This is a genomic window from Rubricoccus marinus (genome assembly GCF_002257665.1).
In the GTDB taxonomy this organism is placed as follows: Bacteria; Bacteroidota; Rhodothermia; order Rhodothermales; family Rubricoccaceae; genus Rubricoccus; species Rubricoccus marinus.
Window position 1 is genome coordinate 300,466 of the sequence record NZ_MQWB01000001.1, and the last position, 25,442, is coordinate 325,907.

The 25,442-nt window shown below is 71.0% G+C and carries 18 protein-coding genes; 11 read left to right on the plus strand and 7 right to left on the minus strand.

What is annotated here, in order from left to right; all coding sequences use genetic code 11:
* The first annotated feature begins 38 nt into the window (after window positions 1–38).
* The 4 genes from BSZ36_RS01240 to BSZ36_RS01255 all read left to right on the plus strand — a co-directional run bounded on the left by BSZ36_RS01240 (window position 39) and on the right by BSZ36_RS01255 (window position 2,807).
* Entirely contained in the window at window positions 39–794 is a 756-nt protein-coding gene (locus BSZ36_RS01240; RefSeq protein ID WP_094545345.1) for a nucleotidyltransferase family protein, read from the plus strand.
* Between the two features lie 203 nt (window positions 795–997).
* Complete coding sequence (locus BSZ36_RS01245; RefSeq protein ID WP_094545346.1) at window positions 998–1,366, plus strand: DUF2237 family protein; 369 nt, start codon at window positions 998–1,000, stop codon at window positions 1,364–1,366.
* A 101-nt stretch (window positions 1,367–1,467) separates the two neighbouring features.
* Window positions 1,468–1,896, plus strand: a complete 429-nt coding sequence (locus BSZ36_RS01250) for a hypothetical protein (RefSeq protein ID WP_094545347.1) — start codon at window positions 1,468–1,470, stop codon at window positions 1,894–1,896.
* Window positions 1,897–1,973: 77 nt separating this feature from the next.
* Window positions 1,974–2,807, plus strand: a complete 834-nt coding sequence (locus BSZ36_RS01255; protein ID WP_094545348.1) for a DNA/RNA non-specific endonuclease — start codon at window positions 1,974–1,976, stop codon at window positions 2,805–2,807.
* A 350-nt stretch (window positions 2,808–3,157) separates the two neighbouring features.
* Here the strand turns inward: BSZ36_RS01255 and BSZ36_RS01260 are convergent, their stop codons facing one another.
* A complete protein-coding gene (locus BSZ36_RS01260; RefSeq protein WP_094545349.1) occupies window positions 3,158–4,573 on the minus strand; it encodes a Na+/H+ antiporter NhaC family protein in 1,416 nt (471 codons plus the stop codon).
* A gap of 165 nt (window positions 4,574–4,738) precedes the next feature.
* Between BSZ36_RS01260 and fsa the strand changes: the two genes are divergently transcribed.
* Window positions 4,739–5,401 (plus strand): fructose-6-phosphate aldolase, encoded by a 663-nt coding sequence (gene fsa / locus BSZ36_RS01265; RefSeq protein WP_094545350.1) that lies wholly within the window; start codon window positions 4,739–4,741, stop codon window positions 5,399–5,401.
* Between the two features lie 89 nt (window positions 5,402–5,490).
* Here the strand turns inward: fsa and BSZ36_RS01270 are convergent, their stop codons facing one another.
* Window positions 5,491–6,693, minus strand: coding sequence for a tetratricopeptide repeat protein (locus BSZ36_RS01270; protein ID WP_094545351.1), 1,203 nt, complete (start codon window positions 6,691–6,693; stop codon window positions 5,491–5,493).
* A 188-nt stretch (window positions 6,694–6,881) separates the two neighbouring features.
* Complete coding sequence (locus BSZ36_RS01275) at window positions 6,882–8,777, minus strand: cation:proton antiporter (protein ID WP_094545352.1); 1,896 nt, start codon at window positions 8,775–8,777, stop codon at window positions 6,882–6,884.
* Window positions 8,778–8,904: 127 nt separating this feature from the next.
* Here BSZ36_RS01275 and BSZ36_RS01280 point away from each other — a divergent pair, with 127 nt between their 5' ends.
* The 3 genes from BSZ36_RS01280 to BSZ36_RS01290 are packed head-to-tail and all read left to right on the plus strand — an operon-like array spanning window position 8,905 to window position 11,242.
* Window positions 8,905–9,783, plus strand: a complete 879-nt coding sequence (locus tag BSZ36_RS01280) for a M15 family metallopeptidase (RefSeq protein ID WP_094545353.1) — start codon at window positions 8,905–8,907, stop codon at window positions 9,781–9,783.
* Entirely contained in the window at window positions 9,780–10,304 is a 525-nt protein-coding gene (locus tag BSZ36_RS01285; RefSeq protein ID WP_094545354.1) for a YfiT family bacillithiol transferase, read from the plus strand. The genes BSZ36_RS01280 and BSZ36_RS01285 overlap by 4 nt, the downstream gene beginning before the upstream one ends.
* A gap of 26 nt (window positions 10,305–10,330) precedes the next feature.
* Window positions 10,331–11,242 (plus strand): glutaminase, encoded by a 912-nt coding sequence (locus BSZ36_RS01290; RefSeq protein WP_094545355.1) that lies wholly within the window; start codon window positions 10,331–10,333, stop codon window positions 11,240–11,242.
* 37 nt (window positions 11,243–11,279) lie between these two features.
* Here the strand turns inward: BSZ36_RS01290 and BSZ36_RS01295 are convergent, their stop codons facing one another.
* Both BSZ36_RS01295 and BSZ36_RS01300 read right to left on the minus strand, forming a co-directional pair.
* Window positions 11,280–12,902, minus strand: coding sequence for a hypothetical protein (locus tag BSZ36_RS01295; RefSeq protein WP_094545356.1), 1,623 nt, complete (start codon window positions 12,900–12,902; stop codon window positions 11,280–11,282).
* Window positions 12,903–13,004: 102 nt separating this feature from the next.
* Window positions 13,005–14,825 (minus strand): ABC1 kinase family protein, encoded by a 1,821-nt coding sequence (locus tag BSZ36_RS01300; RefSeq protein ID WP_094545357.1) that lies wholly within the window; start codon window positions 14,823–14,825, stop codon window positions 13,005–13,007.
* Window positions 14,826–15,004: 179 nt separating this feature from the next.
* Here BSZ36_RS01300 and BSZ36_RS01305 point away from each other — a divergent pair, with 179 nt between their 5' ends.
* Window positions 15,005–15,901: a sulfotransferase family protein gene (locus BSZ36_RS01305; protein WP_179270956.1), complete on the plus strand. Its 897-nt coding sequence runs from the start codon at window positions 15,005–15,007 to the stop codon at window positions 15,899–15,901.
* Between the two features lie 318 nt (window positions 15,902–16,219).
* Window positions 16,220–18,919: a T9SS type A sorting domain-containing protein gene (locus tag BSZ36_RS01310; RefSeq protein ID WP_094545359.1), complete on the plus strand. Its 2,700-nt coding sequence runs from the start codon at window positions 16,220–16,222 to the stop codon at window positions 18,917–18,919.
* A 6-nt stretch (window positions 18,920–18,925) separates the two neighbouring features.
* Here BSZ36_RS01310 and smc read toward each other — a convergent pair whose 3' ends face one another.
* Window positions 18,926–22,495, minus strand: coding sequence for a chromosome segregation protein SMC (gene smc, locus BSZ36_RS01315; RefSeq protein WP_094545360.1), 3,570 nt, complete (start codon window positions 22,493–22,495; stop codon window positions 18,926–18,928).
* Between the two features lie 105 nt (window positions 22,496–22,600).
* Here smc and BSZ36_RS01320 point away from each other — a divergent pair, with 105 nt between their 5' ends.
* Complete coding sequence (locus tag BSZ36_RS01320; RefSeq protein WP_218827515.1) at window positions 22,601–23,674, plus strand: LLM class flavin-dependent oxidoreductase; 1,074 nt, start codon at window positions 22,601–22,603, stop codon at window positions 23,672–23,674.
* Window positions 23,675–23,764: 90 nt separating this feature from the next.
* Here the strand turns inward: BSZ36_RS01320 and BSZ36_RS01325 are convergent, their stop codons facing one another.
* A complete protein-coding gene (locus BSZ36_RS01325; protein WP_094545362.1) occupies window positions 23,765–25,336 on the minus strand; it encodes a hypothetical protein in 1,572 nt (523 codons plus the stop codon).
* Window positions 25,337–25,442: the final 106 nt, after the last annotated feature.

Below are 25,442 nucleotides of genomic sequence, written 5' to 3' on the forward strand. Positions count from 1 at the left end.
CTTCTGCCAATCCCTCGTCCCCAACCCCCAGTCCCTCCATGGACGCCATGATCCTCGCGGCCGGCCTCGGCACCCGCCTCCGCCCGCTGACGAACCACACGCCCAAAGCCCTCGTCGAGGTGGACGGCGTGCCCATGCTGGAGCGCGTGGCGCGGCGCCTCCTCGCCTCTGGCGCCGACCGCGTGCTGGTCAACGTCGCGCACCTCGGTGAGCAGGTGGAGGCCTACGTGCAGGACGCCGGCTGGCAGACAGGAGCGGGCGAGGGCGTCGAGGTCGTCGTCAGCCACGAGCCCGAGGGGCCGCTCGAAACCGGCGGCGGCATCAAAAAGGCCGCGGGCTTTTTCCGCCGGACCGAGCCGTTTCTCGTCCACAACGCCGACATCCTGACCAGCGTGGACCTGGGGGCGCTGTGGGCGCAGCAGACCGCCACACCCCAGGCCTTCGCGACGCTCGCCGTCGCCCCCGCCGAGACTGACCGCTACCTCCTCGTAGACGACGGCGGGCTTCTCGGCTATGCCTACGGCGGCGAGGAGCACACCAAGCGCGAGGCCTCTGGCGAGGTCCGCCGCGTCGACTTCTGCGGCGCCCAGGCCTGCGCACCCAAGCTGCTCGACGAGCTTCTGGCGGTGGAGGACGACAAGTTCTCGGTTATGACCACCTACCTCCGCCTCGCCGCCACGCCGGGCGCCGTCCGCGTGTTCGAAGGCGATCCCGCCAACCGCTTTCTCGACGTCGGCACGCCGGAACGGCTGGAGGAGGCCACCGACGCCGTCGCCAGAGGCGAGTTCGAGTAGGGAGGGACGGAGGATTGGGTTCGAGGGACTCGGAGTCTGCCCCGGCCTCTGGCGCCAGAGGCGCCGTGTCTACCCCTCCCCGAGGGGAGGTGCCCGCTAGCGGGCGGAGGGGGTTCCCATCGAGACGCCTCCCAAGTGCCCCCGGCCTCTGGCGCCAGAGGCGCTCCCGCATCCCTTTTCCTATCCCGCATCCCTCCACCAGCATGCAAGTCGAGACCACCCAGAACGTCCTCGGGACCGCGCTTCAGACGTGCGGAACGGACCCCGTCACCGGCTTCTACCGCGACGGCTGCTGCGAGACCGGCCCCGACGACCACGGCACGCACGTCGTCTGCGCCGTCATGACCGCAGACTTTCTCGCGTTCACGCGCGCCAGAGGCAACGACCTCTCGACGCCGCGGCCCGAGTACCGCTTCCCGGGCCTGACCCCCGGCGACCGGTGGTGCCTGTGCGTGAGCCGCTGGCGCGAGGCGCTGGAAGCCGGCGTCGCACCGCCCGTCGTGTTGGAAGCCACGCACCGCAAGGCGCTCGACGTGGTGTCGCTGAACGACCTGCATGCGCACGCGGTGTAGGCCTCTGGCGTCGGTGTCCGCGCCAGAGGCTTGTGCGGCGCGGGCTCATCCCGTTCGCGCGGGAGAGTTATGCCGCACCCCAAGTGGCCGATACGTGAGGCATGCGCGACCTCACCTCTGCACCTCGCTGGATCGGCGTGATCTGCCTCGGCGTGGGGCTTTTCATTCTGGGCATCGCGTTCGGCGTGGTCCCTACGGACCCTGAGACCGTCCACGTGCCGCCGTGGGTGCTGGCCGCGTGCGGCCTCGTCTTTGCGCTGTGCGGCGTGGCCGTCATGACGCCCGAGCACTCCCCGATCCGGGCCGCCGCTGGCGCCACGGTCGTTCTCGCGATGGGCTTGGTCGGCGCCTGGGTGTCGCTGTGGGGCGATGCCGGAGGGTTCTCGGGCGGCGTGCCGTTCCTCTCGCCAGAGGCCAACGTAGTCGTCGCGCGCATCGTCTTCGGGTTTGGCGCGCTGACGTGCTTCGCCATCTTCGCGTGGGGCACGTCGCGGCTCGCGCGCGGGTCAGGGGAGCAGCCAGAGGCCTAACGCGAGAGAACGTGGCGCGGAGAGGAGAGAGGCGGTATCGTCTGCGGTCCCCGGGCTCTCTTCACCCTCCCTTCGCTATGCGTTTTGCTCTCCCCTGGCGCGCCGCCCTCGGCGCACTCGTCCTCGCGTTCAGCCTCGCCGCGTGTGACGCCACCCAGCCTGCCTCTGGCGACGGCGTCGCGCCCGTCGCCTCCGACCCGGTCTACGAGGCCATGCTCGACGGCGTCGGCGGGCTCGACGGCTTGGCAGCGCTGTTGGACTCCGCCTCGCCAGAGGCCCTCGAAGCGACGTTCGCCGAGTACGGCGTGGACTACGAGCAGATCGACGTGAGCACCGCGGACATGGCGGAGGCGAAGCTGGGCGACACCATCACGGAGTGCCCGCAGTACTTCCGCAGCGCCGACCGCAACAAGTGGATCACGCTTGTCGGCGCCGGCGGCTCCGAGAGCCACTACATCGACGGGACCGGCCGGCCTCTGGCGGCCTACAAGCGGCTCCCACCGGTCACGACGGCCGCGCGCTCCACATACTGCCAGACCAACGTCGGCAACTGGGGCTCGCCCGCGTCCTCGTTCGACGGTGGGCACCTTATCGGCAGCCAACTCGGCGGCTGGGGCAAGCGCGCGAACATCGTCCCGCAGCACTACAACTTCAACCGCGGCAACTGGAAGCGCGTTGAGGACCAACTCGCGAAGTGCGACCGGCTCTCCAACGGCGTCGTGGCCTACTACGTGGTCGTCGGCTACCCGTCCGGCTCCGGCCTCACGCCGAGCACGTTTACCGCGAACGTGAGCGTGTCCAACTCGGCGTGGGAGAACGCCTACTTCTCGAACGCCTCTGGCGGCGGCTCCAATGGCACCGCCGAGGCGACCTCGATGCAGAACTGGCTCTCGGGCCGCGGCTGCTACTAAGTCCCGGCTAGGCCTCTGGCGGGTAGACCGCGGTGGCGCTCTGCGCAGGCGCCAGAGGCCGGGAGGGGTGCCGCGCTCTGAGGGAAGTCCGGGCTCGCGTTCTCTGTCCCCCTCCGAGAAGGGGACAGCTCCGACCGCGCCTCTAGCGAGACCTCGGGCCATCCCGGTCTCTCACGAGGCTTCGGTGCCCACTGTCCCCCTTACCAAGGGGGACAGCTTCGCGACCGTAGGGCGAGCGAAGCGGGGGGTACTCTCAGGATGCTTCGAAGCCGCACGCCGTCGCCAGCGGCCTCTGGCGCCAGAGGCTCGTCAGGCATCTGCCACTGGCTACTCGCCACTGGCCCCATCCCCTACAGAACGGCGCCAGTGATCGCGAAGCCGACAATGGCCACGCCACCCGCGAGGAGCGCATACGGCAGCTGCGTGCGGACGTGCGCGATGTGATCCGTCGCGGCGGCGAGGGACGAGACGATGGTGGTGTCCGAGATCGGCGAGGCGTGGTCGCCGAAGATGCCGCCGGCGAGGGACGCGGCCAGGAACGGCGCCAGAGGCAACCCGAGCGCCGCCGCGGCCGGGACCGCGATGGGGATCATGATGGCGAACGTGCCCCAGCTCGTGCCCGTCGAGAACGCCACGAAGGCACCCGTGACGAACACGAGCGGGAGGAGCAGGACCGGCCCGACGCCCGCGTTCGCGACGCCCTCGGCCACGAAGATGCCCGCGCCCAGCTCGCGCGTGACCGCGCCGAGCGCGAGCGCGAGGAGCAAGATCAGCGCCATGCCCAGCATCCCGCCCGCGCCCTTGAGGCCGACTTCGGTCAGCTGCGTCACGTTCATCCCGCGCTGCACGAACATGAGGACCCACGCGACCGCGAGGCCGACGAGGACGGCCCAGAGCACGCTCGTCGATCCGCTGCCGTCCAGGAGGTTGCCGTCGCCGGTGATCCAGAGCCCTAGCGGCATCGTGATCACCATCGCCGCCAGAGGCACGATCATGTTGAACGCCCGCGCCGGAATCGTCCCGACGGGCTCCGGCACGAGCGCGCCTTCGTCCACGGCGGGCGCCGAGCCCTCGTCGAAGAGGAGGCCTCTGGCGGCGCGGTCCTCGGCCTTTTTCATCGGGCCGATGGCCCAGCCCGTCACGGCCACAAAGCCCGCGAGCGTGACCGCCGCGAGGGCGTAGAAGTTGAGCGGGATGGCCTCCACGAACAGCCGCAGCGGCTCCTCCACGCCCTGCTCGCCGAGCAGGCCAAGGATGTAGGCGCCCCACGCGTTGAGCGGGAGCAGGATGCAGACCGCCGCGCTCGTGCTGTCGATGAGGTAGGCCAGCATCTCGCGCGAGCGCTTCTGGCGGTCGAAGAGTGGGCGCGCGACCGAGCCCGCCACCAGGACCGTGATGTTGCTCTCGATAAAGATCACGACGCCCGTCAGGAACGCCAGGAGCCGCGCGCCTCTGGCGCCTGCGAACACGCCGCGGCGGTCCAGCATCTCCACAAAGCCCTTAACGCCGCCCGCGGCCTCCACCGTCGCGATAAGCGCGCCGATCACGAGCGTGAACAGGATCACGCGCGCGTTCCCCGGGTCGCCGAGCACGGTCACCAGCCCTTCGATGGCGCCGCCGATCCCCGCGATGGGGTTCCACCCCGCTAGGATGGTGAAGCCCAGCACGATGCCCGCGGCGAGCGAGAGGTACACCTGCCGCGTCCAGATCGCGAGGCCGATGGCGAGGATGGGCGGGAGCAGGCTCGTCCAGGTGGGGTCTTCCATGAGGGCGCGGGGTGGGGCACGGAGTTTACCGCCGCCGCGCGTGGCCGCCGGCGCGCATCCCCGCACGCGCCTCTGGCGCCAGAGGCCGCCGCTTCACTGACTCTCGCGGACCCCGCCAGAGGCCCGGACGTAGACTGACGCTCTCTCTCCCCCGACCCTCTCGCCATGAAGTTCTTCATCGACACCGCCTCCATCGACGAAATCAAGGAAGCCCACGACATGGGCGTCCTCGACGGCGTGACCACCAACCCGTCGCTGATGCGTAAGGAGGGCGCCGAGGACTTCCAGGCGCACATCGCCAAGATCTGCGACATCGTGGACGGCGACGTCTCCGCCGAGATCGTGTCCACGACCTACGACGAGATGGTCGCCGAGGGCCGCGAGGTCGCCAAGATCGCGAGCAACGTCGTCGTCAAGGTGCCGCTCATCCTGGACGGCATCAAGACCATCAAGACGCTCTCCGACGAGGGCATCAAGACCAACTGCACGCTGTGCTTCTCGGCGCCGCAGGCGCTGATCGCCGCCAAGGCCGGCGCGACCTACATCTCGCCGTTTATTGGTCGCCTGGACGACATCTCTTCCAACGGGCTCGAACTCATCCGGCAGATCGTGGACGTGTACAGCACGTACGGCTACGATACCGAGGTGCTCGCCGCGTCCATCCGCCACCCCATGCACGTCGTGGAGTGCATGGAGCTCGGCGCCGACGTGGCGACGATGCCGCTGGACGTGATCAAGAAGCTCCTGAAGCACCCGCTGACCGACAGCGGCCTGGAGAAATTCCTCGCCGACTGGGAGGAGTACCAGAAAGCCACCGGCCAGTCCTGAGCCTCTGGCGCCAGAGGCCCGTTCGTTCCCGCGCCCCGCAGGCTTCGGCTGGCGGGGCGCGGTTGTATCCGCGCCAGAGGCCTCTGGCGTCAGCGCACGAGGAGGTTGCCGGCCCACGTGTACGCCACGATGCCGAAGACGTAGATGCCGCCCAGCGTGACGTGCATGTCACCGAGCGGGTTGGCCAGCATGTGGAACGCCGCGAACGCGCCGACCATCGCGAGGGCCGCGGTGTAGAGAACCGAGAGCCGCCGCTTGTCCTCCGGCGCCCGCGCCGTGCCCGCAATCGGGATAGCGAGGGCCATGAGCCCGAGGCCGACGGGGAAGAGGGCCTCTGGCGCCCCGGCCAGCCCCGCGATGCCGAGCCCGAGCCCGCCGATCAGGCACGTGCCCACGAGCGCCGCCACGGCTTTCTCCTCGCGGTTGAGCACCAGCCGCCCGAACGGGTCCAGCAAGAGCAGCAGCGAGAAGAACGAGTCCCCGGTCCACGTGAGGAGCACGACCGGCAGGTACACGATCCAGAGGAACGGGACGAGCCGAGCGGCGAGGTAGCCGCCGATGATGACGCCCCAGCGCTGCCCGCTGGAGAGCCGGTCCATCCACAGGAAGTACGCCAGGAGCCCGCGGTACACCGGGTTGCGCGCCTTCATCGCCTCCAGAATCCCCGAGCGCGCCCACTCGTTGCCGGGCTCCAGGCGCAGCGCCTCGCGGAAGGACAGCATCGCGCCCTTCACGTCGTTCTGGTGCAGCAGCGTCCAGCCGCGGTTGGCGTGCGAGACGGCGTTCTCGGGATCGCGCGAGAGCGCGCCTTCGATCGCGCCAGAGGCCTCGTCGCGCCGGCCGAGTCGCACGAGCGCGATGGCGCGGAGGTTCGTGGCGCTGGGGTGCTCGGGATCGAGCCGGAGCGCCTGCTCGGCGGCGTCCAGCGCCTCCTGCCTCTGGCGCCGCGCCGTGAGCGCCGCGCTGAGAGCGGCAAAGGCGTCGGCGTCGCCGGGGTCGATGCGGATGGCCTCTCGCGCCGAGGCCTCGGCGTCGGCGGCGCGGTCGAGCTGGAGCAGCGCCTGCGAGCGCGCGAGGTGCGCCGGAGTAAGCTCCGGCGCGAGCCCGATGGCGCGGTTGGCCTCTTCCAGCGCCTCCGCTTCGCGGTCGAGGTCGCAGAGCGCCAGCGCCAGAAGCGCGTGGGTCTCGGCGTCGTTGGGGTCCTCGGCGAGCGCGCGGCGGAGTTCGGTCTCGGCGAGGTCCACGCGGCCCTGCTGGAGCAGGAGAAACGCGCGCTGGCGGGCGGAGGTCATCGGCGGAAGGTGGAGGTCGTGGGCGAGGAGAGCGCCGCTAGCGCCAGAGGCAGGCGTTCCCAACGGGAAGGGGCGGAGCGGGTGACAGGCGGGCTCCGAAAACGTGCTCGGCTGGGGCCGCTCTGCCGGGCCCACGCGCGAGAGGTGCGTCGCGAGCGCGGCAGGTGGCCTCTGGCGCCAGCGGCGCGCTACAGGGTCTCGGGGGCGGCGCCCGCGCGCTCGGCCTCTGGCGCCAGAGGCGGATCGGGCACGCGGTCTGTCAGCGCGAAGAGGATGTCGCCTGCCTGCAGCGAGGGGCGGCCCTCGCCCGAGGCGACGACGCGGAGGTGGCCGTCGTCCTTGGCGATGAAAAAGGGCAGGAAGCCCTCGTGGTCCAGGCGGAGGGAGTCCATCGTTTGGCCTTCGGTGATGTCGAAGGCGTGGATGCGGGCGCCCTTTTCGAAGCGCTCGTCGAGGTCGTCGTAGGTCACGTCGCCGTCGAACAGGGGGCGCCCGCGCAAGTGGCGCGGGATCTCGCCTTCGAGGCGGCCGGGCGCGTCGGCGCGCATGGCGAGCTGGTACACCTCGTCGCCTTCGAAGACCTCGCCGAAGTGCAGCGCGGCGAGCGCGTTGACCTCGTCGTTGGGCGTCATGGCGAGCATCCGGCCGACGCCCGAGAGGTCGAGGTCGTCTTTGACGCCTTCGGCGAGCACGTTCGCGCGCTGCGCCGGAAGGCCCCGCTTGCGCGCGCGGCGCACGTTCCCCGCGTTGGCGTCGATCATGAGCACGGTGAACCCTCGGTCCTGCAGCGCCTTCGCCATCTTCTGCGCCCACGAGTGCGCGCCCACGATGAGCACGCCCTGCGGGTCTGGCAACGCGAGCCCGAGCCACCGCGCCAGAGGCGCGATCGTGAGCCCGTAGACGGCGACCGTGCCCACGATGATGAGGAACACGATGGGCACGATGGCCTCGGCTTGGGCCGGGTAGAATTCCTCCAGGCGGAACGAGAACAGGCTGGCGACAGCCGCCGCCACGATCCCGCGCGGCGCCAGCCACGAGAGGAACACGATCTCCTTGCCCGTCAGGCCCGTGCCTCTGGCGGAGAGCCACGTCGCCAGAGGACGCACGATCACGATCAAGCCCGCGAGGAAGAGCAGGGGGCCGGGCCGCAGCATGAACTCCAGCGCGCTGAGCTCCAGCCGCGCGCTGAGCAGAATGAACAGAAGCGAGATCAGCAGCACGCGGAGGTCCTCCTTGAACTCCACGATGCGGCGGACCGAGACGTACTTCTGGTTCGCCATAAAAATGCCGAGCAGCGTGGCTTCCAGCAGCCCAGCCTCTTCTTGCAGCGTGTTCGCGAGGGCAAACGCCGCCACGACGACCATCAGCGCGACGGGGTTTTGCAGCCAGTCCGGGACCAGCCGCCGCCGGAGCAGGAAGATCAGCAGCGCCGCCGCGAGGATCGCCACGCCCACGCCGACGACGATCTCGAACGCGATGCCTTCCAATAGGTGGCCCAGCACGCTCCCGATTCCTTCGCCCTCGCCAGCGGCCGAGCTCTCTTCGATCAGGATCACGGCCTCCAAGACCAGCACGGCCAGGATCGCGCCGATGGGGTCGATGGTGATGCCCTCCCACTTCGCGATCGTGCCCACGCGGCCGGCGGGCCGCACGTGGCGGAGCAGTGGCAGCACGACCGTCGGGCCGGTCACGGTGAGCAGCGCGCCGATGACCACCGCCACCTCCCACGAGAAGCCGACGAGGAAGTGCGCGCCCAGCGTGGCCAGCACGCCCGTCACGATCACGCCGATCGTGATGAGGTTGAAGACCGCTTTCCCCACGTCGCGCAGCTCGTCGAACCGCAGCGTGAGCCCGCCCTCGAACAGGATGATGCCGACCGCGAGCGACACGAACGGAAAGAGCCAGTCCCCTTGCAACGCCTCTTGCGGAATGATCGCGATCCCGAAGTGTGCCCCGACCGGCCCGGCGAGAAATCCGAAGACGAGCAGCAGCAGGATGGACGGGAGGCGGAAACGCCACGCGAGCCACTGCGCGCCGATGCCGAGGACGACGACGGCGGCGATCGCCAGGAGGGGAGAGGTCATGCTGAGGCGAGGGGGGCGTGCAATTTAGCCCCGGCCTCTGGCGGCCCCGGGGGCGGGCGCGGCCCCGACCGCAAGGTTGCCTCGGGGCCGCGCACGCTAGCTTGCGCCGCCCCGCCGTTCCGCACCCGTGATCCGCTTACTCCCCCTCCTCGTCCTCGCCGGCTGCCTCGGCACCGCCGACTCCGAGCCTCTGGCGCCGCCCTCCTCGCCAGAGGCCCGCGCCGATACCGTCGTGGTGGACTCCGCGCGAGCGGACACCATGCGGAGCATGGAGCTGCCCCCGCCCGTCCCGATGCGCGCGCCAGAGGCCACGCGGCCCGACCTGCCCGAGGGCTTTGTGCGGCTGAGCGAGACCGCGCCCGAGATCGCGCGCGAGATCCGCTACCACACGGCCTACAACTTCGTGGGCGAGCCTATTGACGGGTACCTCGCGCCCGAGTGCATCCTGAGCGAGGAGGCCGCCGACGCGCTCAAGCTCGTCGCCGCGGACCTGGAAGCCGACGGGCTGGGCCTCAAGGTGTACGACTGCTACCGGCCGCAGACCGCCGTCAACCACTTCGCGCGGTGGGCTGGGGGCGACGACGCGAGCATGAAGCTCGCGTTCTACCCCGACGAGAACCGCGGGCGTCTTTTCCAGCGCGGCTACATCGCCACGCGCAGCGGCCACAGCCGCGGCTCAACGGTGGACCTCACGCTCGTGCGGCTCCCGGCGTTCGGCCACGTGCTCCAGAGCTTCCCCAGCCCCGACGAGCTCCAGCGCTGCGACCGCCCGCGCGGCGAACGTCTGGACGAGGCCGACCTCGACATGGGCACGGCCTACGACTGCCTGGACGCGTCCGCCGCGACGGCCTCTGGCGCCGTCTCGCGCGAGGCGCAGCGCAACCGCCAGCGGCTCAAGGGTGCCATGCGCGCGCGCGGCTTTATCAACTACTCCAAGGAGTGGTGGCACTTCACGCTGGGTGGCGAGCCCTTCCGCGGCCAGTACTTCGACTTCCCGGTAGAATGACCGACGCGCGCTACCCCATCGGCCGGTACGCCCACGAGGGGCCGGTCTCGGACGAACAGCTCCGCGCCTGGATCGGCGAGATCGCGGCGTTGCCCGCCCAGATCCGCGGCGCCGCCAGAGGCCTGAACGATGCGCAGCTGGACACGCCCTACCGGCCGGATGGCTGGACGCTCCGGCAGGTGATCCACCACGTCCCGGACAGCCACGCCAACGCCTACGTCCGCTTTAAATGGGCGTTGACCGAGGACACGCCCCGCATCAAGGCCTACGACGAAGGCGCGTGGGCCGACCTCGGCGACACGCAGGTCGCGCCGGTGGAGACGAGCCTGGACCTGCTCTCGGCGCTCCACGCGCGATGGGTGGCGCTGATGAGCACGATGTCGCCCGAGGACTGGGGCCGCTCGCTCGTCCACCCCGTCGGCGGGCCGATGATGCTGCGGTGGATGGCCGGCATGTACGCGTGGCACGGGCGGCACCACCTCGCGCACCTTACGGTCACGCGCGAGCGCCACGGCTGGTAGCCTCTGGCGCCAGAGGCGCGGCTTCTATGGACTACACCGCCATCCTCGCGGAGATCGCCGACGAGTGCCGGCCGCTCGCGCGGAGCGGGCGCGTGGCGGACTACATCGCGCCTCTGGCGGCCGTCGGCCTCGGTCCGTTCGGGATGGCGCTCCGGACGGTGGAGGGCGAGGAGTTCTCGGTCGGCGACGCGGCCGTTCCGTTCTCGATCCAGAGCATCGCGAAGGTGCTGGGGCTGGCGCACGCGATGGAACTCGTGGGCGACGACATCTGGAGCCGCGTGGGGCGCGAGCCCTCGGGGACGCCGTTCAACTCCCTCGTGCAGTTGGAGACCGAGCGCGGGATCCCGCGCAACCCGATGATCAACGCCGGGGCGCTCGTCGTGGTCGACGCCACTCTCGCTGCGGCGCCGTCCAACGGCGACCACCTCCTCGCGTTCGTCCGACGCGCGGCCGACGACGAGACGTTGGGGTACGACCTCGCCGTGGCCGAGGCGGAACGGGAGACGGCGCACGGCAACCGGGCGCTCGCGCACCTGCTCAAGGCCTACGGCGTCCTCCAAGGCGACCCCGACGCTGTGATCGATGCGTACTGCCGGATGTGCTCGCTCTCGATGTCGTGCGCGGAGCTGTGCCGGGCGTTCACGTTTCTCGCCAGAGCCGGGCTCTCGCCGTCGGGCGCGCGGGTGGTGAGCCCGCGGCACGCGAAGCGGATCAACGCCGTGATGCTGACCTGCGGGGTTTACGACGAGGCCGGGGACTTCGCGTACCGCGTGGGGCTCCCGGCGAAAAGCGGCGTCGGCGGCGGCATCGTCGCGGTCCTGCCGGGCGTGTTCGTCGCCACGGTGTGGTCGCCCGGGCTGGGTCCCAAGGGGAACTCCCTCGCGGGCACGATGGCGCTGGAGCTGCTGACGACGAAGACCGGCGCGTCCATCTTCTAAGCTCTGGCGCCAGAGGCCGCAGCCCGCGCGAGCGCTCTCAGCGCGAGAGGACGACCGTCCGCGCACGTCGCTCGCCGCCGCTCTCCAGCACGAGCACGTAGGTACCCGAGGCGAGGCCTCTGGCGTCCAGGCGCACGCGGTGCACGCCAGAGGCCATCTCCGCATCGGCGAAGACGGCGGCCTCGCGTCCGAGCAGGTCGAACAAGCGGAGGCGCACGTGGCCGCCGCTCGCGAGCGTGACCTCCACCTCGGAGCCTCTGGCGACGGGATGCGGCCGCGCCGCGCCGAGCGTGAGCGCCGCGCCAGAGGCGGGTGGCGCCGCTGCCGTCGGGCTGGTGGAACGGGAGAGCGTGCTCTGGTCCAGTTGCACGATGGCGGTCGCCGGCGAGCCCTCGGGCAGGCCCTCAAAGGCGAACAGGCCGTCGTTGCGGGGCTGGGCGTAGACCGAGACGCGGCTCGCCGTCGTGGCGACGCTGTAGAGGGAGGGCGTTCCGTGGACGGCGGCGAGCGTCTGCACGAGGCTCCCGTCGGCAGTGGCGTACGACTTCAGCGTGCCGAAGCCGGCGACGAAGAGCGCGTCGCTTCCGAGTGCGAAGCCGGACCCGAACGCGCCGACGTTGACCTCGGCGGGGGCGGACCACCGGAGCGCGCCAGAGGCGCTGTAGGAGCCCAGGAACGCCCGCTCGTTGCCCGAGCGCGAGTGCGAGATCGTGCCCGGCGCGGAGGGGTCCAGCGCCACGCCTGTGGCCGAACTCGTCAGCTCGCCTTCCACGTAGAGCGCGCCGCTGGCGTCGGCCTCCATCGCGGCCGGTCGGTCGCGGCCGGCCGTCGGCGTGTAGCTCCAGAGCGCGGCGCCAGAGGTCGCATCGTGCCGCTCGACGGTGAAGCGCTGGTTGGCCAGAGAGCCGTGGTGGGTCAGGGTGTACACCGCGCCGCCTCCCACCGCGACGCCCTCGGCCGTCGCCGAGGTGGGGCTGGTCGTCTCGGCGGTGAACCTCGTGCTCCCGTCTGCTGCGTCTAGCGCCAGGAGCGAGGGCGCGAAGTACTGCGCCTCTGGCGCGCCCGGGTCCGCGTCCGGCGACGGCGGAAGGAGGACGTAGACCGCGTCGCCCTCGGTCGCGAGGCCCATCCGATGGGCGGTGGAAAAGGCGCCCGTGGTCGGGACGGCCTGGTGCCACACGTACTCGCCAGAGGCGCCGTAGCGGACGACGAACGCCAAGGGGTTGCCTGTCTGGGGCTGCACGATGGCCTCGCCCGCGCCGGGGTCGAGGTCGATCAGAACCCCCGGCGTGATGGTGCCCAGCAAGACGACGCCGCCGTCGTCCAAAACCGCGATGCGCTTTGGAAAGGCGGAGGACGCGTCGCCGAACCCGGCGCGGCGCGCTTCCAGCACGTGCGCCCACTGGAGCACGCCGTCGCCATCGAACCGCGCGAGAAATCCGGTCCCGTTGGGCGCCTCCCACTCGACGGTCGCCAGAGGCCAGTCGGGCTCTAGCGCGAGGGCGCCACCGAACGTTCCGACCGCGTACAGGCCGCCATCGGAGGCGTGCGCGAGGCCCACCACCTCGTGCGAGGTCCCGTCGCTCACGACGGGGATGGGGAACTGCGCGCGAACAGGTAGGGCGAGGATGAGCAGGGCGAAGGGGAGGAGAGCGCGCATGGTCCTGTGGGGCAAGGGGACCACAAGGTGGACGCGTCGCGCCCCCGCGCCTCTCCCGAGATGAGGGGAGACGCTGAGCCTCTGGCGCCAGAGGTCCCTGGCTTACCGGTGCAGGAGCGCTTTCAGTGCCGCCCCGCCAGAGGCGACGCCCGCCACCCACACCCACGCGCCGCTCGCGGCGAACGCGAGCGCGCCGAGTCCGCAGGCCGCGACGGTCCACGTGAGGCGGTCGACCGCCGCGGCCACGCGCTCGCCAGAGGCCACGACGTCGGGGGAGCGGACGGTGAGCGCGCCGGTTTCGGCGAGCGTCAGCACACGGTCGAGGCGGCTTGGAAGGCCGAGCGCCGTTTTGACCTCGCCGACTACGCGGTCCTTGAGCGCCTGCTTGACGCCGGGCGTGGCCTCGCCCACGAGGGGCTCTACGTAGGGCCAGACAGGGTCAAACGGGTTGAGGGCCGGGTCCAGCGCGGTCCCCAGTCCGACGAGGAGGAGCGCGGTCCGCTCCAAAAGGATCCAGTCGCGCGGCACGCGGAAGGCGCTCGCGAGGTCGCGGATGCTCACGTTCATCTCGCGCATCTGGTCGAACGCGATGCTCTGCTGCGCCATCGACTGCTCGAACGAGATGTCGCCGAGGCTGAAGTTGGCGGGGTCGATACCCTGCATCACCTCGGCCTGGATGTTCTCGATCAGGCTCACGACCGCCCGGTTGGTCTCGCTCGCGCCAGAGGCCGTGGACACGAAGCCCATCAGGCCGAGCGCGGCGGTCACGCGCGAGGCGTCGCGGGCGAGCGTGCCGGCGATCATCTCCGCGAGCCCCTCGCGCATGGTGGGCGTGAGGCGCGCGACGGCGCCGAAATCGAGGAAGACCAGCGCGAAGCCGTCGGGCTCGGCGGGGTCGGGCCGGACGAGGAGGTTGCCGGGGTGCGGGTCGGCGTGGTAGGCGCCCTCGGCGAAGACCATGCGGCCGTAGGCGTCCAGCATGCGCGCGGCGAGGGCGGTCCGGTCGATGCCACTGGCGTCGAGCGCGGCGAGGTCGCCGGACTTGATGCCGTCCACCCACTCGGTCGTGAGCACACGTTGCGCGGACCGCTCCGCAACGACGGTCGGTACCTCGACGCCAGAGGCCTCGCGCAAGGCTGCGCCCACGGCCTCGACGTTGATGGCCTCTTGCCGGAAGTCCAGCTCGGCGCGGATCACGGCCTCGATCTCGTCCATCTGCGCGTTGAGTCCGCGAATCCCGAACCACCGGCCGACAACGCGCAGGATCGTGCGGATGGCCTGGAGGTCCAGCTCGGTGATCGCCTCAATGTCGGCGTGCTGCACCTTGAGCGCCACGTCGCGGCCGTCTAGCCGCGCGCGGTGGACCTGCGCGAGACTCGCGGAGGCCACAGGCTCGGGCGAGACCCAGTCGAACAGGCCCTCTGGCGGCGCGCCGAGCTCGGAGGTCACGCGCGCGCGGACGTGCGCGAAGTCGCCGGCGGGGACCTGGTCTTGCAGGCCTTCGAGCTCGTCGCGGAAGCCCTCGGGCAGGAAGTTGGTGAGCGCGCTCGCGAGCTGCCCGGCCTTGATAAACAGGCCACGCAGCCGCAGGATGGCGCGCCGCGCGCGGCGCCCGTTGCGGACATGGAGCCTCTGGCGCCGCCGCGCCGCCCACGCGGGTCCGCGGACCTTGGCCCAGAGGTCGAACCAGAGGTAGCTCAGCGCGATGCGCGCCGCCGCGCTGTACGCCCGCCAGAGGCGGAAGCGGCGCGAGGCCGGCGCGGCGATCTCGATGCGGGGCTCGGGCGGCAGCGGCAATGGAGCCGCGGCGGTGGGCGGCGCGATCTCCGCCAGAGGCGGGACCTCCACGGTCACGTCGGCCGCGAGGCCGTCGCCGGAGTGGACCGCGCCAGAGGCGGTCGGGGCAGGGGGCTGGGTGCGCATCGGGGGCTCGTACGGCCCAGGCTGCGCAAGGCTTCGCGCCTCACACGATTCTCGCGCTCTCTGTCCTAGCTTGCGCTCCTAGTGTGCACGTACCGGAGGCGCTAGGTTGCGCCGCTGTGTCTGAGGCTTCTGGTGACCCTCTGCTCTGACTGGCACCCCTTCACGCATCTCATCCCGTCGTGCTCCAGATCGTGTACATCGCCGCCGCGCCTCGGAGCGGGACCACGTTGCTGGGCAACATCTTGGGCAGCCTGCCCAGCGTGGCTCATGTAGGCGAGTTGGACTTGGTTTGGCGAAACCCGCAGGATTACGACGAACGGCTGTGTGGGTGTGGCCACCCACTTGCGATCTGCCCGTTCTGGAACGATGCGCTTGACGTCGCGCGGTCCTTCCACTCGCAAGTGGATGTCTCAGGCCATTACAACCAGGTTTTGGCTTGGGAGCGACGCATCGCCCATGGGGCTGCACCATCGGCGCAGGAGCAGGTGTACCTGGAGTCAATCACGGAGATGTACCGCCGCGTCACGGAGGCCAGCGGCGCCCGCGTCATCGTCGACTCGTCCAAGAGGCCGCATTACGGGGCATGCCTCCGCCGCATCCCAAGCGCCGACGTCCGCGTGCTCCACCTCGTCCGCGATCCCCGCGCGTTCGTGTACTCGCGCCAGAGCCGCCTCAAGGCGGCCCGCCCCGATGGTCGGTTCGCGCTCGACATGCCCCGTGCAGCGCTCGACCTCTACCGCTGGCGCCGCATCAACCGCGAGGCGGCGGGACTCGCGCGCAGGGGGGCATCCATGCGCGTCCAGTACGAGAGGCTGATGGCGGACCCGGAGCGCGTGCTGGGCGAGATCGCGGCGTTCTCCAACTTGGAGGTGGACGGGCTAGGCCAAGGCGGCGCCGTCGACCTCGCGACGAGCCACACGTTCAAGGGCAACAAGAACCGGTTCCAGACCGGCGAGGTGCGCTTGGCGGAGGACCTGCGGTGGGAGCGCGAGTTAACCCCGCTCAGCGAAGGCGCCCTCCGCGTGCTCGCAGCGCCTCTTCTCGCGTGGCCTCTGGCGCTAGAGGCTGCCGGTTGAACCTCTGCGGGGCGAGGCTGCCCGCGCCCTATACCTCTGAGCCAATGAGCCCTCTCTCTAGACCAGGGCCGTCGCCGGAGTGGACCGCGCCAGAGGCGGTCGGGGCAGGGGGCTGGGTGCGCATCGGGGGCTCGTACGGCCCAGGCTGCGCAAGGCTTCGCGCCGCACACGATTCTCGCCAGAGGCCTCTGGCGCCGTGGTGTGCTCCCGCGAGGGGGCGGACAGCTGGACCGCGCGAAACGACTGCTCGTTCTGTTTTTCAGGCTCCTGAGACGTTTAGGTTTATACACTGACGTTCCTCTCTCTCCCCGTATCTCTATGCGCCACTTTGTTACGCTCCTCGTCTTGGCTCTCCTTAGCGTCTCTGGCGTAGCGCCAGAGGCCTCTGCGCAGACGCCGGGCTCATGCGCGCTGGGAACGGCGGAGGGCGAGCTCGACGTGTCCAACGTCTTCGCCCGCGTGTTCAACACCGGGAGTCTGTTCTTTGGCAACACCACGACCAACGGCGACGGCTACCTCGCGCCGCGCTTCTCCGACCACTCCCCGCTGTTCGCGGCGGGCATCTGGCTGGGCGGGTTCGCCGAGGGCGAGCTCCGCGTCGCGGGCTCGAACTACAGCAACTTCAATTTCTACCCCGGCCCGCTCAACGAGGACGGCATGCTGCCCGACGCCGACGACTGCTCCGCCTTCGACCGCATCTACGTCGTGAGTACCGCGGACGTGGACCGCTACGAGGCCTCTGGCGAGGCGACCGCAGACCTCGCGGCGTGGCCGGTCGGGCTGGGCGCGCCCGCCGTGGACGCCATCGGCCAACCGCTGACGGCGACCTCGCGGGAGCAGGTGCTGGACCTCGGTGCGGGCGAGCGGCCGGTGATCTACGGAAGCCAGACGGCGTGGTGGGTCATGAACGACGTGGGCGCGCCGCACACCGCTCGCGAGACGCCGCCGCTCGGTGTGGAGGTGCGCGTGAGCGCGTTCGTGATCGCAGGTGACGCGGTGGCCGGGGCGCCAGAGGCCACGTTCTACCGCTACGAGATCGTCAACCGGAGCGCGAACGAGATCACAGGCCTCCGCGCGGGCTTCTTTAGTGACCCCGACCTGGGCGCCGCGGGAGATGACTACATCGCGACCGACACGACGCGGAGCCTCGTCATCGCCTACAACGCCAGCCCGACAGACCTGGTGTACGGCATTCCGCCCGCGCTGGGCATAGACCTGCTGAACGGCGCTGCCGCCTCCAGCTGGTTCATCGGCGGGGAAAGCACGACGACGACGGGGGACCCGATCACGGGCGAGCAGATGTACAACGTGCTCCAGGGCTTGTGGAGCGGCGGTTCACCGGTGCGCGAGTTCGGGAACGGCTACAGGCAACCCGAGACGTACCCCGTTACGCCATTCGTCCTTGCAGGAGACCCGGTAACGGGGTCCTTCTGGAGCGAGGAGAACATCGACGGCGAGGGCACGAACGGTCCCTCTGGCGACCGCCGCATGGTCATCACGGCGCCGCCCACTACGCTGGCCTCTGGCGCGAGCCGCACGGTGGACCTCGCGGTCCTCTTCGCGCAAGGGACGGACCGCTTCGATAGCGTCACCGAACTCCGCGACATCAGCGACGAGGTACAAGTGGCATACGACGACGGCTCGCTCTTCTCACTCGGGGACGCCCTCGCTCTTTTGCCCGCCCCCACGCCTCTGGCGCCAGAGGCCGGGCAGTACGTGGGAGCTTTGGAGAGCGTCGCCTTCTCGTGGACGCCCGTTCCTGGAGCCGAAGGCTACACGCTGAGATGGGGCGACTCGCCAGAGGCCCTCACGTCGCAGTGGGTCACGACGGAGACCGAGGTCTCCGTATCCGCCCGGAGTCTGGTAGTGGGGAGCAGCCTGCGGACCTTCTACTGGCAGGTCGAGTCGGGCGCGAATGGCGCTGTTGGGGCCGCTTCCGAGGTCCAATCAGGAGAGGTGTACGTGCCCGGCGTCTTGGAGCTGGCCTCTGGCGCTCCGGCGTACGTCGAGGTCGCCAGAGGCGACGGCGGGGATCCCTGCGGCCCGGACGCGGTGAGCCCGGACGGATGTGACGAAGTGGGTGGCAACCTCGTCTGGCGCTCGCTGAACTCGACGGGGCAGTATTACCTCCACGATAACATCCACGATACGAGCCAGCGGTTTCGGTTCACGCTCGCCGCGGCGGCGCCTAACGACTTCGAGATTCGGTTTACGGCGGGCGGCGGCCTGGCGCTATCCGCCCCCGAAGATTTTTACTCGTATAGAGGCTTGAGCAACGTGATTCGCGTGCCGTTCGAGATCTGGGACATCGGCCCGGTGGTCGCAGGCGAGGACAATGATCCCGCCGATGACGTGAGGCTGATCCCGGCGCTGAGCTCTCTCGACGTAGATGCTTCCGGTCCAGACATTGCGGGGACGTGCGCGTTCGACCCCAGCGAGATTCCTGAATCTCGCGCCCTGCTCGATGGCTACGTCGAGAGCGACGCGATCAGCGGGTACTACCCTGAGTCGAGCTACGAGGACTTCGAGGGAGACTTTCTTGCTGAGGTTGACGCGGCCCCAGGCGGGTGCCTGGAAACGGACTCACGGAGTGCTACCCTCGCTTACCTGGACCTCTCGCGCTATCCCCCTGTTGGAGGGTACACGTTCGGCTCCCTCGCGACGGCGCCCGCGCTGCCGGAGACCGGGACCACGGTCCGGTTCTACACGACCGGTGCCCCGCCGCCCGTCGCCGCCGCCCCCTTGCCAGAGGCCTCTGGCGGAATCGCGCTGGCGGTTGGCCCGAACCCCTCGCGCGGAGCCGCGACGGTGCGCGTGACGCTCGCGGCGCCAGAGGGGGTGCGCGTGCGGCTGTTGGACATGCTCGGCCGCGAGGTGGCCGTGATCGCCGACGGGCCGCAGGCCTCTGGCGAGACGGCGTTTGCGCTTCCGGGAGACCTGGCTGCGGGCGTCTACGCCGTAGAGGCCGTGGCGGGAGGAGCCTCGCGCGTGACGCGGCTCGTGACCGTGATTCGGTAGGCGCGCCTACGCTGCGGCCTCTGGTGACGGCGCGACGGCCTCCGCATCGGCGCCGTCGCCAGAGGCGTCGTCGAAGCGGACGCCGACGAGGCGGCTGACGCCGGGCGTGGGCATCGTCACGCCGTACATCCGGTCGGCGGCCTCCATTGTGAGCTTGTTGTGGGTCACGAGGATGAACTGCGTGCGGTCCGCGAAGCGGCGGATGAGGTGCATAAAGCGGCCCACGTTGGCGTCGTCCAGGGGCGCGTCCACCTCGTCGAGGATGCAGAACGGGCTTGGCTTGACGAGGTAGATCGCGAAGAGGAGCGCGATGGCCGTCAGCGTTTTCTCGCCGCCCGAGAGCTGGCCCAGCGAGACGGGCCGCTTGCCGCTCGGCCGCGCGCGGATCTCGACGGGCGCTTCGAGCGGGTCGTCGCCGTCGAGGATGAGGTCGGCGGCGGCGTCCGACCCGAAGAGGTCGGTGAACAGCTCGGAGAAGGCGCCGCGGACGGCCTCGAAGGTCTCGCCGAAGCGCTCGGCCGCGGTCGTGTTGATCTCGTCGATCGTGGTGAGCAGCGTGTTCTCGGCGTGGGCGAGGTCGGCGCGTTGCTCTTGGAGAAAGCTCAGGCGCTCCTTTTCCTCGTCGTACTGCTCCAGCGCGAGCTCGTTGACGGCACCCAGCCCGCGAATCTTGTCGCGCAGGCGCGGGATTTCGAGCCGCGCCGTGGCGGGCTGAAACATCTCCTCCGCCTCCAGCTTGTCGAGGTGCTCCGCCGCCTCGTCCAGGCCGACGCCGTGCTCCTCGGTGAGCCGCTCGTCCAGGCCGTCCAGTCGCGTGGCGGCCTCGGCCTGCTTGATCTCGGCACCGGAGGCCGTCTCGGCGGCGGCTTCTCGCCTCTGGCGCAGACCGCGAAGCGCGGCCTCGGCATCGGAGATGTGGGCGCGGGCCTGGAGAACGGCGGTCTCCGCGTCCTCGGCGGCGGTTTGCAGCCCGTCGGTCAGCGCGCGGGCTTCGTCGAGCTGCTGGCGCAGACCTTCTCCGGCGCCAGAGGCTTCGGCGAGCGCGGCGTCGAGCCTCTGGCGCTCGGTCTGCCGCGTGGCCTGGCGCTGCGCGATGTCGTGGCGCGTGCCTTCGGCGCGCTCGCGGGCGGCTCGGGCGCCAGAGGCCTCGCTCTCGGCGCGGGCGTAGGCGAGGCGCGCGTCGGCCCAGGCCTCGTCGGCCTGGCGGAGCGTTTCGGCGGCTTCGCGCGCGGCGGCCTCGGCGGTTTCGAGGACGCCTCGGGCGTCGGCCTCTTGCGCCGTAGCGGCGTCGAGGGCGGTCTGGAGGTCGGCTTCGTCGGGCTCGCCAGAGGCCTCGGCGTCCAGGGCCTCGAGCCTCGCGGCGAGGCGTGTGGCCTGGGCCTCTCGCGCCTCGCGTTGGGCGGCATGGCGGTCGGCGTCGCGCTGTGCTCCCGCCAGCCTCTGGCGCGCGGCGTCGCGCTCGGACTCGGCGGCGCGGAGCGCCTGGCGCGCTTCGTCGCGGGCGTCGCGGGCGCTCCCCGCGGCCGTCTGGGCGCTCGCGAGAGCGGCCTCGGCAGCGTCCAGGGCCTCTTGCGCCGTCGCGAGCCGCTCGCGGGTGCCGAGGCGCGAGGTCTGGGCCGTGGCGCTGCCGCCGCGGACGGCGCCGGTGCCGTCGGTCCACGCGCCGCCGGGCGTGACGAAGCGGGCGACGGGGTAGGCTTCGCGCTGCTCGCGGGCGTCTCCCAGCGACGGGACGAGAAACGTGTTGGCAAAAAGGGCGCCGGTGAGCGCGCCGTAGGCGCCGTCCACGCGGACGCGGTCCGCCAGAGGCACGGCGCCAGGGGGCGTGGGGGAGCGTTCCTGCGGAGCGCGGCCGAGGCGGCTGAGGACGAGGAACGTCGCGCGGCCCCGCTCCGACGCGCGCAAGCGGCCGATGGCGGCGTCGGCCTCGTCCTCGGTCTGAACGACGAGCGCGCCCGCCCACGGGCCGAGCGCGGCCTCGACGGCGAGCTGGTCCTCGTCCGAGCAACCGACCACGTCGGCGACGGTCGGCGCGTCCCAGTCGGGGTGCTCGCGGAGAAACGAGACGGCGTCGTCGCCGCTGCCTTCCTCCACCAGCGCGCTCAGGAGCGCGGCCTCGGCGCGGGCGCCTTCGCGCGCGGCGCGCGACGTTTGCAGCGCGGCTTCCGCTCCGTCCAGCGCCTCTTGCGCCATGTCGCGGGCCTCTCGCGCCTCGCCCATCGCCATCTCGGCGGCAGAGGCCGCCTGCTCGAACGCGGAGAGGTCCGCCTTGGGTGCCTTGTCCTCAGCGCCCGCTTCGAGCGTGGCCTGCTCGGCGGCGAGCCGCTGGCGCTCGGCCTCGCGCATCGTGCGGCGGTCGGCGAGGCGGTCCAGGGCGCGGCGGGCGCTTTGCGCCTCGCCAGAGGCTCGGCCGAGGTCCCCTCGCGCGGCATCGCGCGTGCTCCGGGCCCGCTGCGCGGCGGTGTCGGCGTCGGCGCGCGCGGTGAGCGCAGCGTCGCGGACGCCAGAGGCCTGCTCCAGCGCGGCGGCGGTCTCACCGATGCGGGCGTCTAAGTCCTCGGTCTGCGCGTCGAGCGCCTCCAGCCTCTGGCGGTCGGCGTCGTCCTCGGCGTCCAGCCGCGCGAGGGCGCGGGCGTTCGCTTCGCGTCGCTCCGTCCCGACCCTCAGCTCGGAATCGAGCGCGCGGACGGTTTCGATGTGGGCGTCCAGCGCGCGGCGGGCGTCGCCCAGCGACTGCTCCTTGGCCACGAGGCCCGTCCGCTCCTCTTCGAGCGCGGCCTCGCCCTTGGCGATCTGCGCGTTGAGCGCGCCGACCCCTTCGCGGGCCTCTTGCGCGGCGCGGGCCGCTTCGGCGCGCTCGGCGCCCAGGCGGGCGTAGTCGTGCGCGATCATCGCCAGCTCCAGGGCGCGGAGGCGCTCGGCAAAGCGGCGGTGGCGCGAGGCTTTTTGCGCCTGGCGCGAGAGGCTGCGGACCTGCTTTTCGACCTCCTCGATGATGTCGTCCAGGCGCGTGAGGTCGGCCTGGGTCGCGTCCAGCTTTTTGAGCGCCTGCCCGCGGCGCACCTTGTACTTGGTGACGCCAGCGGCCTCCTCGAACAGCCGCCGCCGGTCGGCCGCGTTCTCGCTCAGGATGTCCTCGATCATCTTGAGCTCGATGACGGAGTAGGCGCCGGCGCCCATGCCGGTGTCCATGAACAGGTCCAGCACGTCCTTGAGCCGACACGTTACGCCGTTCAAGAGGTACTCGGAGTCCCCGGAGCGGTAGAGCCGCCGCGCGACCGTCACCTCGCCGTACTCGGTCGGCAGCACGCCGCGCGTGTTCTCGATCGTCAGCTCCACCTCGGCCATGCCGAGCGCCTTTTTGCCGGCGGCGCCGTTGAAGATCACGCCGGCCATGCTCTCGCTGCGCAAGAGGCGCGCGCGCTGCTCGCCGAGCACCCACCGGATGCTGTCCACGACGTTGCTCTTGCCGCACCCGTTGGGCCCCACGATAGCCGTCACGCCCGGCGAGAAGTCGACGGCGGTTTTCTGGGCGAAGCTTTTGAACCCGTGGATCGAGAGGTTCTTGAGGTACATCGGCTGCGGGGGCGCCCGCGAGGTGGGAGCCGGCGAAGATACCGGGCCTCTGGCGGGGGCGCGGGGCGCGCGAGGTGGTGCGCTCCGCCAGAGGCCTCTGGCGGCGTGAAGACCTCGTCCGGCCGGAATCGGGCGCCAGAGGCGCGGCGTTCGGCGGGGAAACGACTCCGCACACCGATGACGCTTTCCATCCTCGACCTCGTCCCCATCACCTCTGGCGGGACCGCCGCCGAGGCCATCCGCCGGACCGTGGACCTCGCGCAGCTCGCCGACCGACTGGGCTACGAGCGGCTCTGGTACGCCGAGCACCACGGGATGCCCAGCATCGCGAGCTCGGCGCCCGAGATCATTATCGGGCAGGTGGCCTCCGCGACCGAGCGCATCCGCGTCGGCTCCGGGGGCGTGATGCTGCCCAACCACGCGCCACTGCTCGTGGCCGAGCGGTTCCACACATTGGAAACGCTGTTCCCCGGCCGCATCGACCTCGGCCTCGGGCGCGCGCCCGGCACCAACCCGGCGCACGTCCGCGCGCTCCGCTCGTTCGACGCCGAGCAGTTCCCGCACCAGCTCGCCGAGCTCGTCACGCTCTCGCGCGGCGGCTTCCCCGACGACCACCCGTTCGCGCAGGTGCGCGTCACGCCAACGGGCGTAGACCTCCCGCCGATCTGGCTTCTCGGCTCCAGCGGCGCGAGCGCGCAGTTCGCCGGCGCCAACGGGCTGGGCTACGCCTTTGCGAGCCACTTCTCGCCCACGCCAGCGGCCCCCGCGTTGCTCGCCTACCGCGACGCGTTCCAGCCCTCCGAGGCGTTTCCCGAGCCGCACGCCATTCTCGCCGCGACCGTCGTTTGCGCCGAGACCGACGCCGAGGCCCGCCGCCTCGCGACCACGATGGAACTCGCCTGGGCGGGCATCCGCACGGGGCGCTTCGAGCCGCTGCCGTCGCCAGAGACCGCCATCGCGCACGACTACTCTCCTGCCGAGCAGCAGGCCGTCGACCTCTACCGCCAGATTGCGATCGTGGGCACGCCAGAGGCCGTCCGCGACGAGATCACGCGCCGCGCCGAGGAAGCGGGCGCCGACGAGGTGATGGTCACGACGAACATCTACGACCCCGAGGCGCGGTTGCGCTCGTTCTCGCTTCTGGCCGAGGCCTTCGAGATGGCGCCTCTGGCGGCCTGAGCCTCTGGCCGTTTGAGCCTCTGGCGCTACAACCCACGCGCCTGTCCACAGTGTGGACGGCGTGTGGACAGCGCGCCAGAGGCCTGTCGGTTAGCGCCGCACGACCGCGAGTGTCGCCGAGGCGCCGCCTGCGGTCGCGCGGATTAGATACGTCCCCGGCGAGAGGCCGCTGGCGTCGAACGCGAGAACCGTTCGGCCCGCCGCCAGAGGGCCGTCGTGTAGCGTTGCTACTTCGCGGCCGAGCACGTCGTAGGCCGCCACGTGGACCGCGAGAGGCGCGGCCGCGTCCAGCGCAAGCGTGGTGCGCTCGGCGAACGGGTTGGGACCCGCGAGGCGGAGCGCCAGAGGCCCGGAGCGCGCCGGAGGCTCGGCGGCGGTGTCCACGTCGTCGTTGAGGAGGCGGGCGGCGACGATGCCGGTCGGGTCGGACTCGCCGTTCCCGCGTTGTCCCGCGACGAGGATGCGCCCGTCGGCCTGAAGGGCGAGACCAGCGCCGACCGCGGGCGTGCCGGCGGCGACGCGGCTCACGCCGTTCGTGCCGAACGCGACGTCCAACTGCCCGCCCGTGGTCAGCCGACCCACAAAAGCCTCTGGCGCGATAAGCGTGCCGACGGTGCCGCTGAAGAGAACCTTGCCGTCGTTCTGAATCGCGACTGCCGTGGTCTGCGCAATCGCGGCTCCCAGAGTGGAGCGGAAGATGCCGTTCTCGGCAAAGGTCGCGTCCAGCGTGCCATCGGCGAGGAAGCGGACGACGAGGGCTTCCGAGGCGCCCGCGAACAGGTCCGCGGAGATGCCGACCGCGACGGTGCGCCCTTCTGCATCCACCCGCGCATCCGTCATGAGCACGAAGGGAAAGCCCGTACTGAAGGTGGTCACGCCGTCGGCTCCAAACGACGCGTCCAGCGTGCCATCGGGGAGCACGCGAGCGAGGGCGCCGTCCAACTCGAACAACCCATCGGGCACCGCGACGCCGCCCGTGAGCGTGAGCGCGCCGTTGGCGTCGTAGACCCCCCCAAACGCCACCAGTCCAGACGAGGAGGGCGTTCTGATCACGCCGCCCGTGCCGTACGACGCGTCGAGCGCGCCGGTACGCGTGAACCGGGCCGAGAGGACGCCGCCGCCGCCCTCGCCATCCGACGCGGCGTACGTCCCGCCTGTGGCCAGCGAGCCGTCGGTAAGCTCCCGCACGGCGACGAACAGGCTCTGGTCAAACCCCTCCTCGGCCTCCAACTCCACGATGCCGCCGGTGCCGAACGTGGCCTCTGGCGCGCCAGAGGCGCTCAGCTTGAGGAGCACGCCCGCCTGGATGGTGTCGTCGTCGTCCACGCGGGCGCCGGAGAGCACGAGCGATCCATCGGCGAGCAGCGTCGCTCCCTGCGCGCGGTACGCGCGGCTGTCCGGAAACGCGGCGACGCCGTCCGTCCCGTAGGCGGTATCCACCGTGCCGTCGGCGCGGAGGGAGAGCACGGCGGCGTTGCCTTGCACCACGCCGATAAGGAGGATCCTCCCGTCGGGCCGGACGAGAACGCGAGAGGCGCCCGTGTTCGGGGCCTGGTAGCTGAACACGCCATTCCCCGCGAACGTGGCGTCTGGCGCGCCGGGTTGCGCGGCCGCCAGAGGCGAGGCGAGGACGAGGAGGAGAGGGAGTAGGAAACGGATCATCGGCGGGGAAGGGGCTGTGCCTAACGATACAGTGGTGGACAGGAAAGGGCGGGCCACGGCGGGTTGCCGAGGCGGCCCCAGCCTCTGGCGCCGTTCGCCGGCGGCT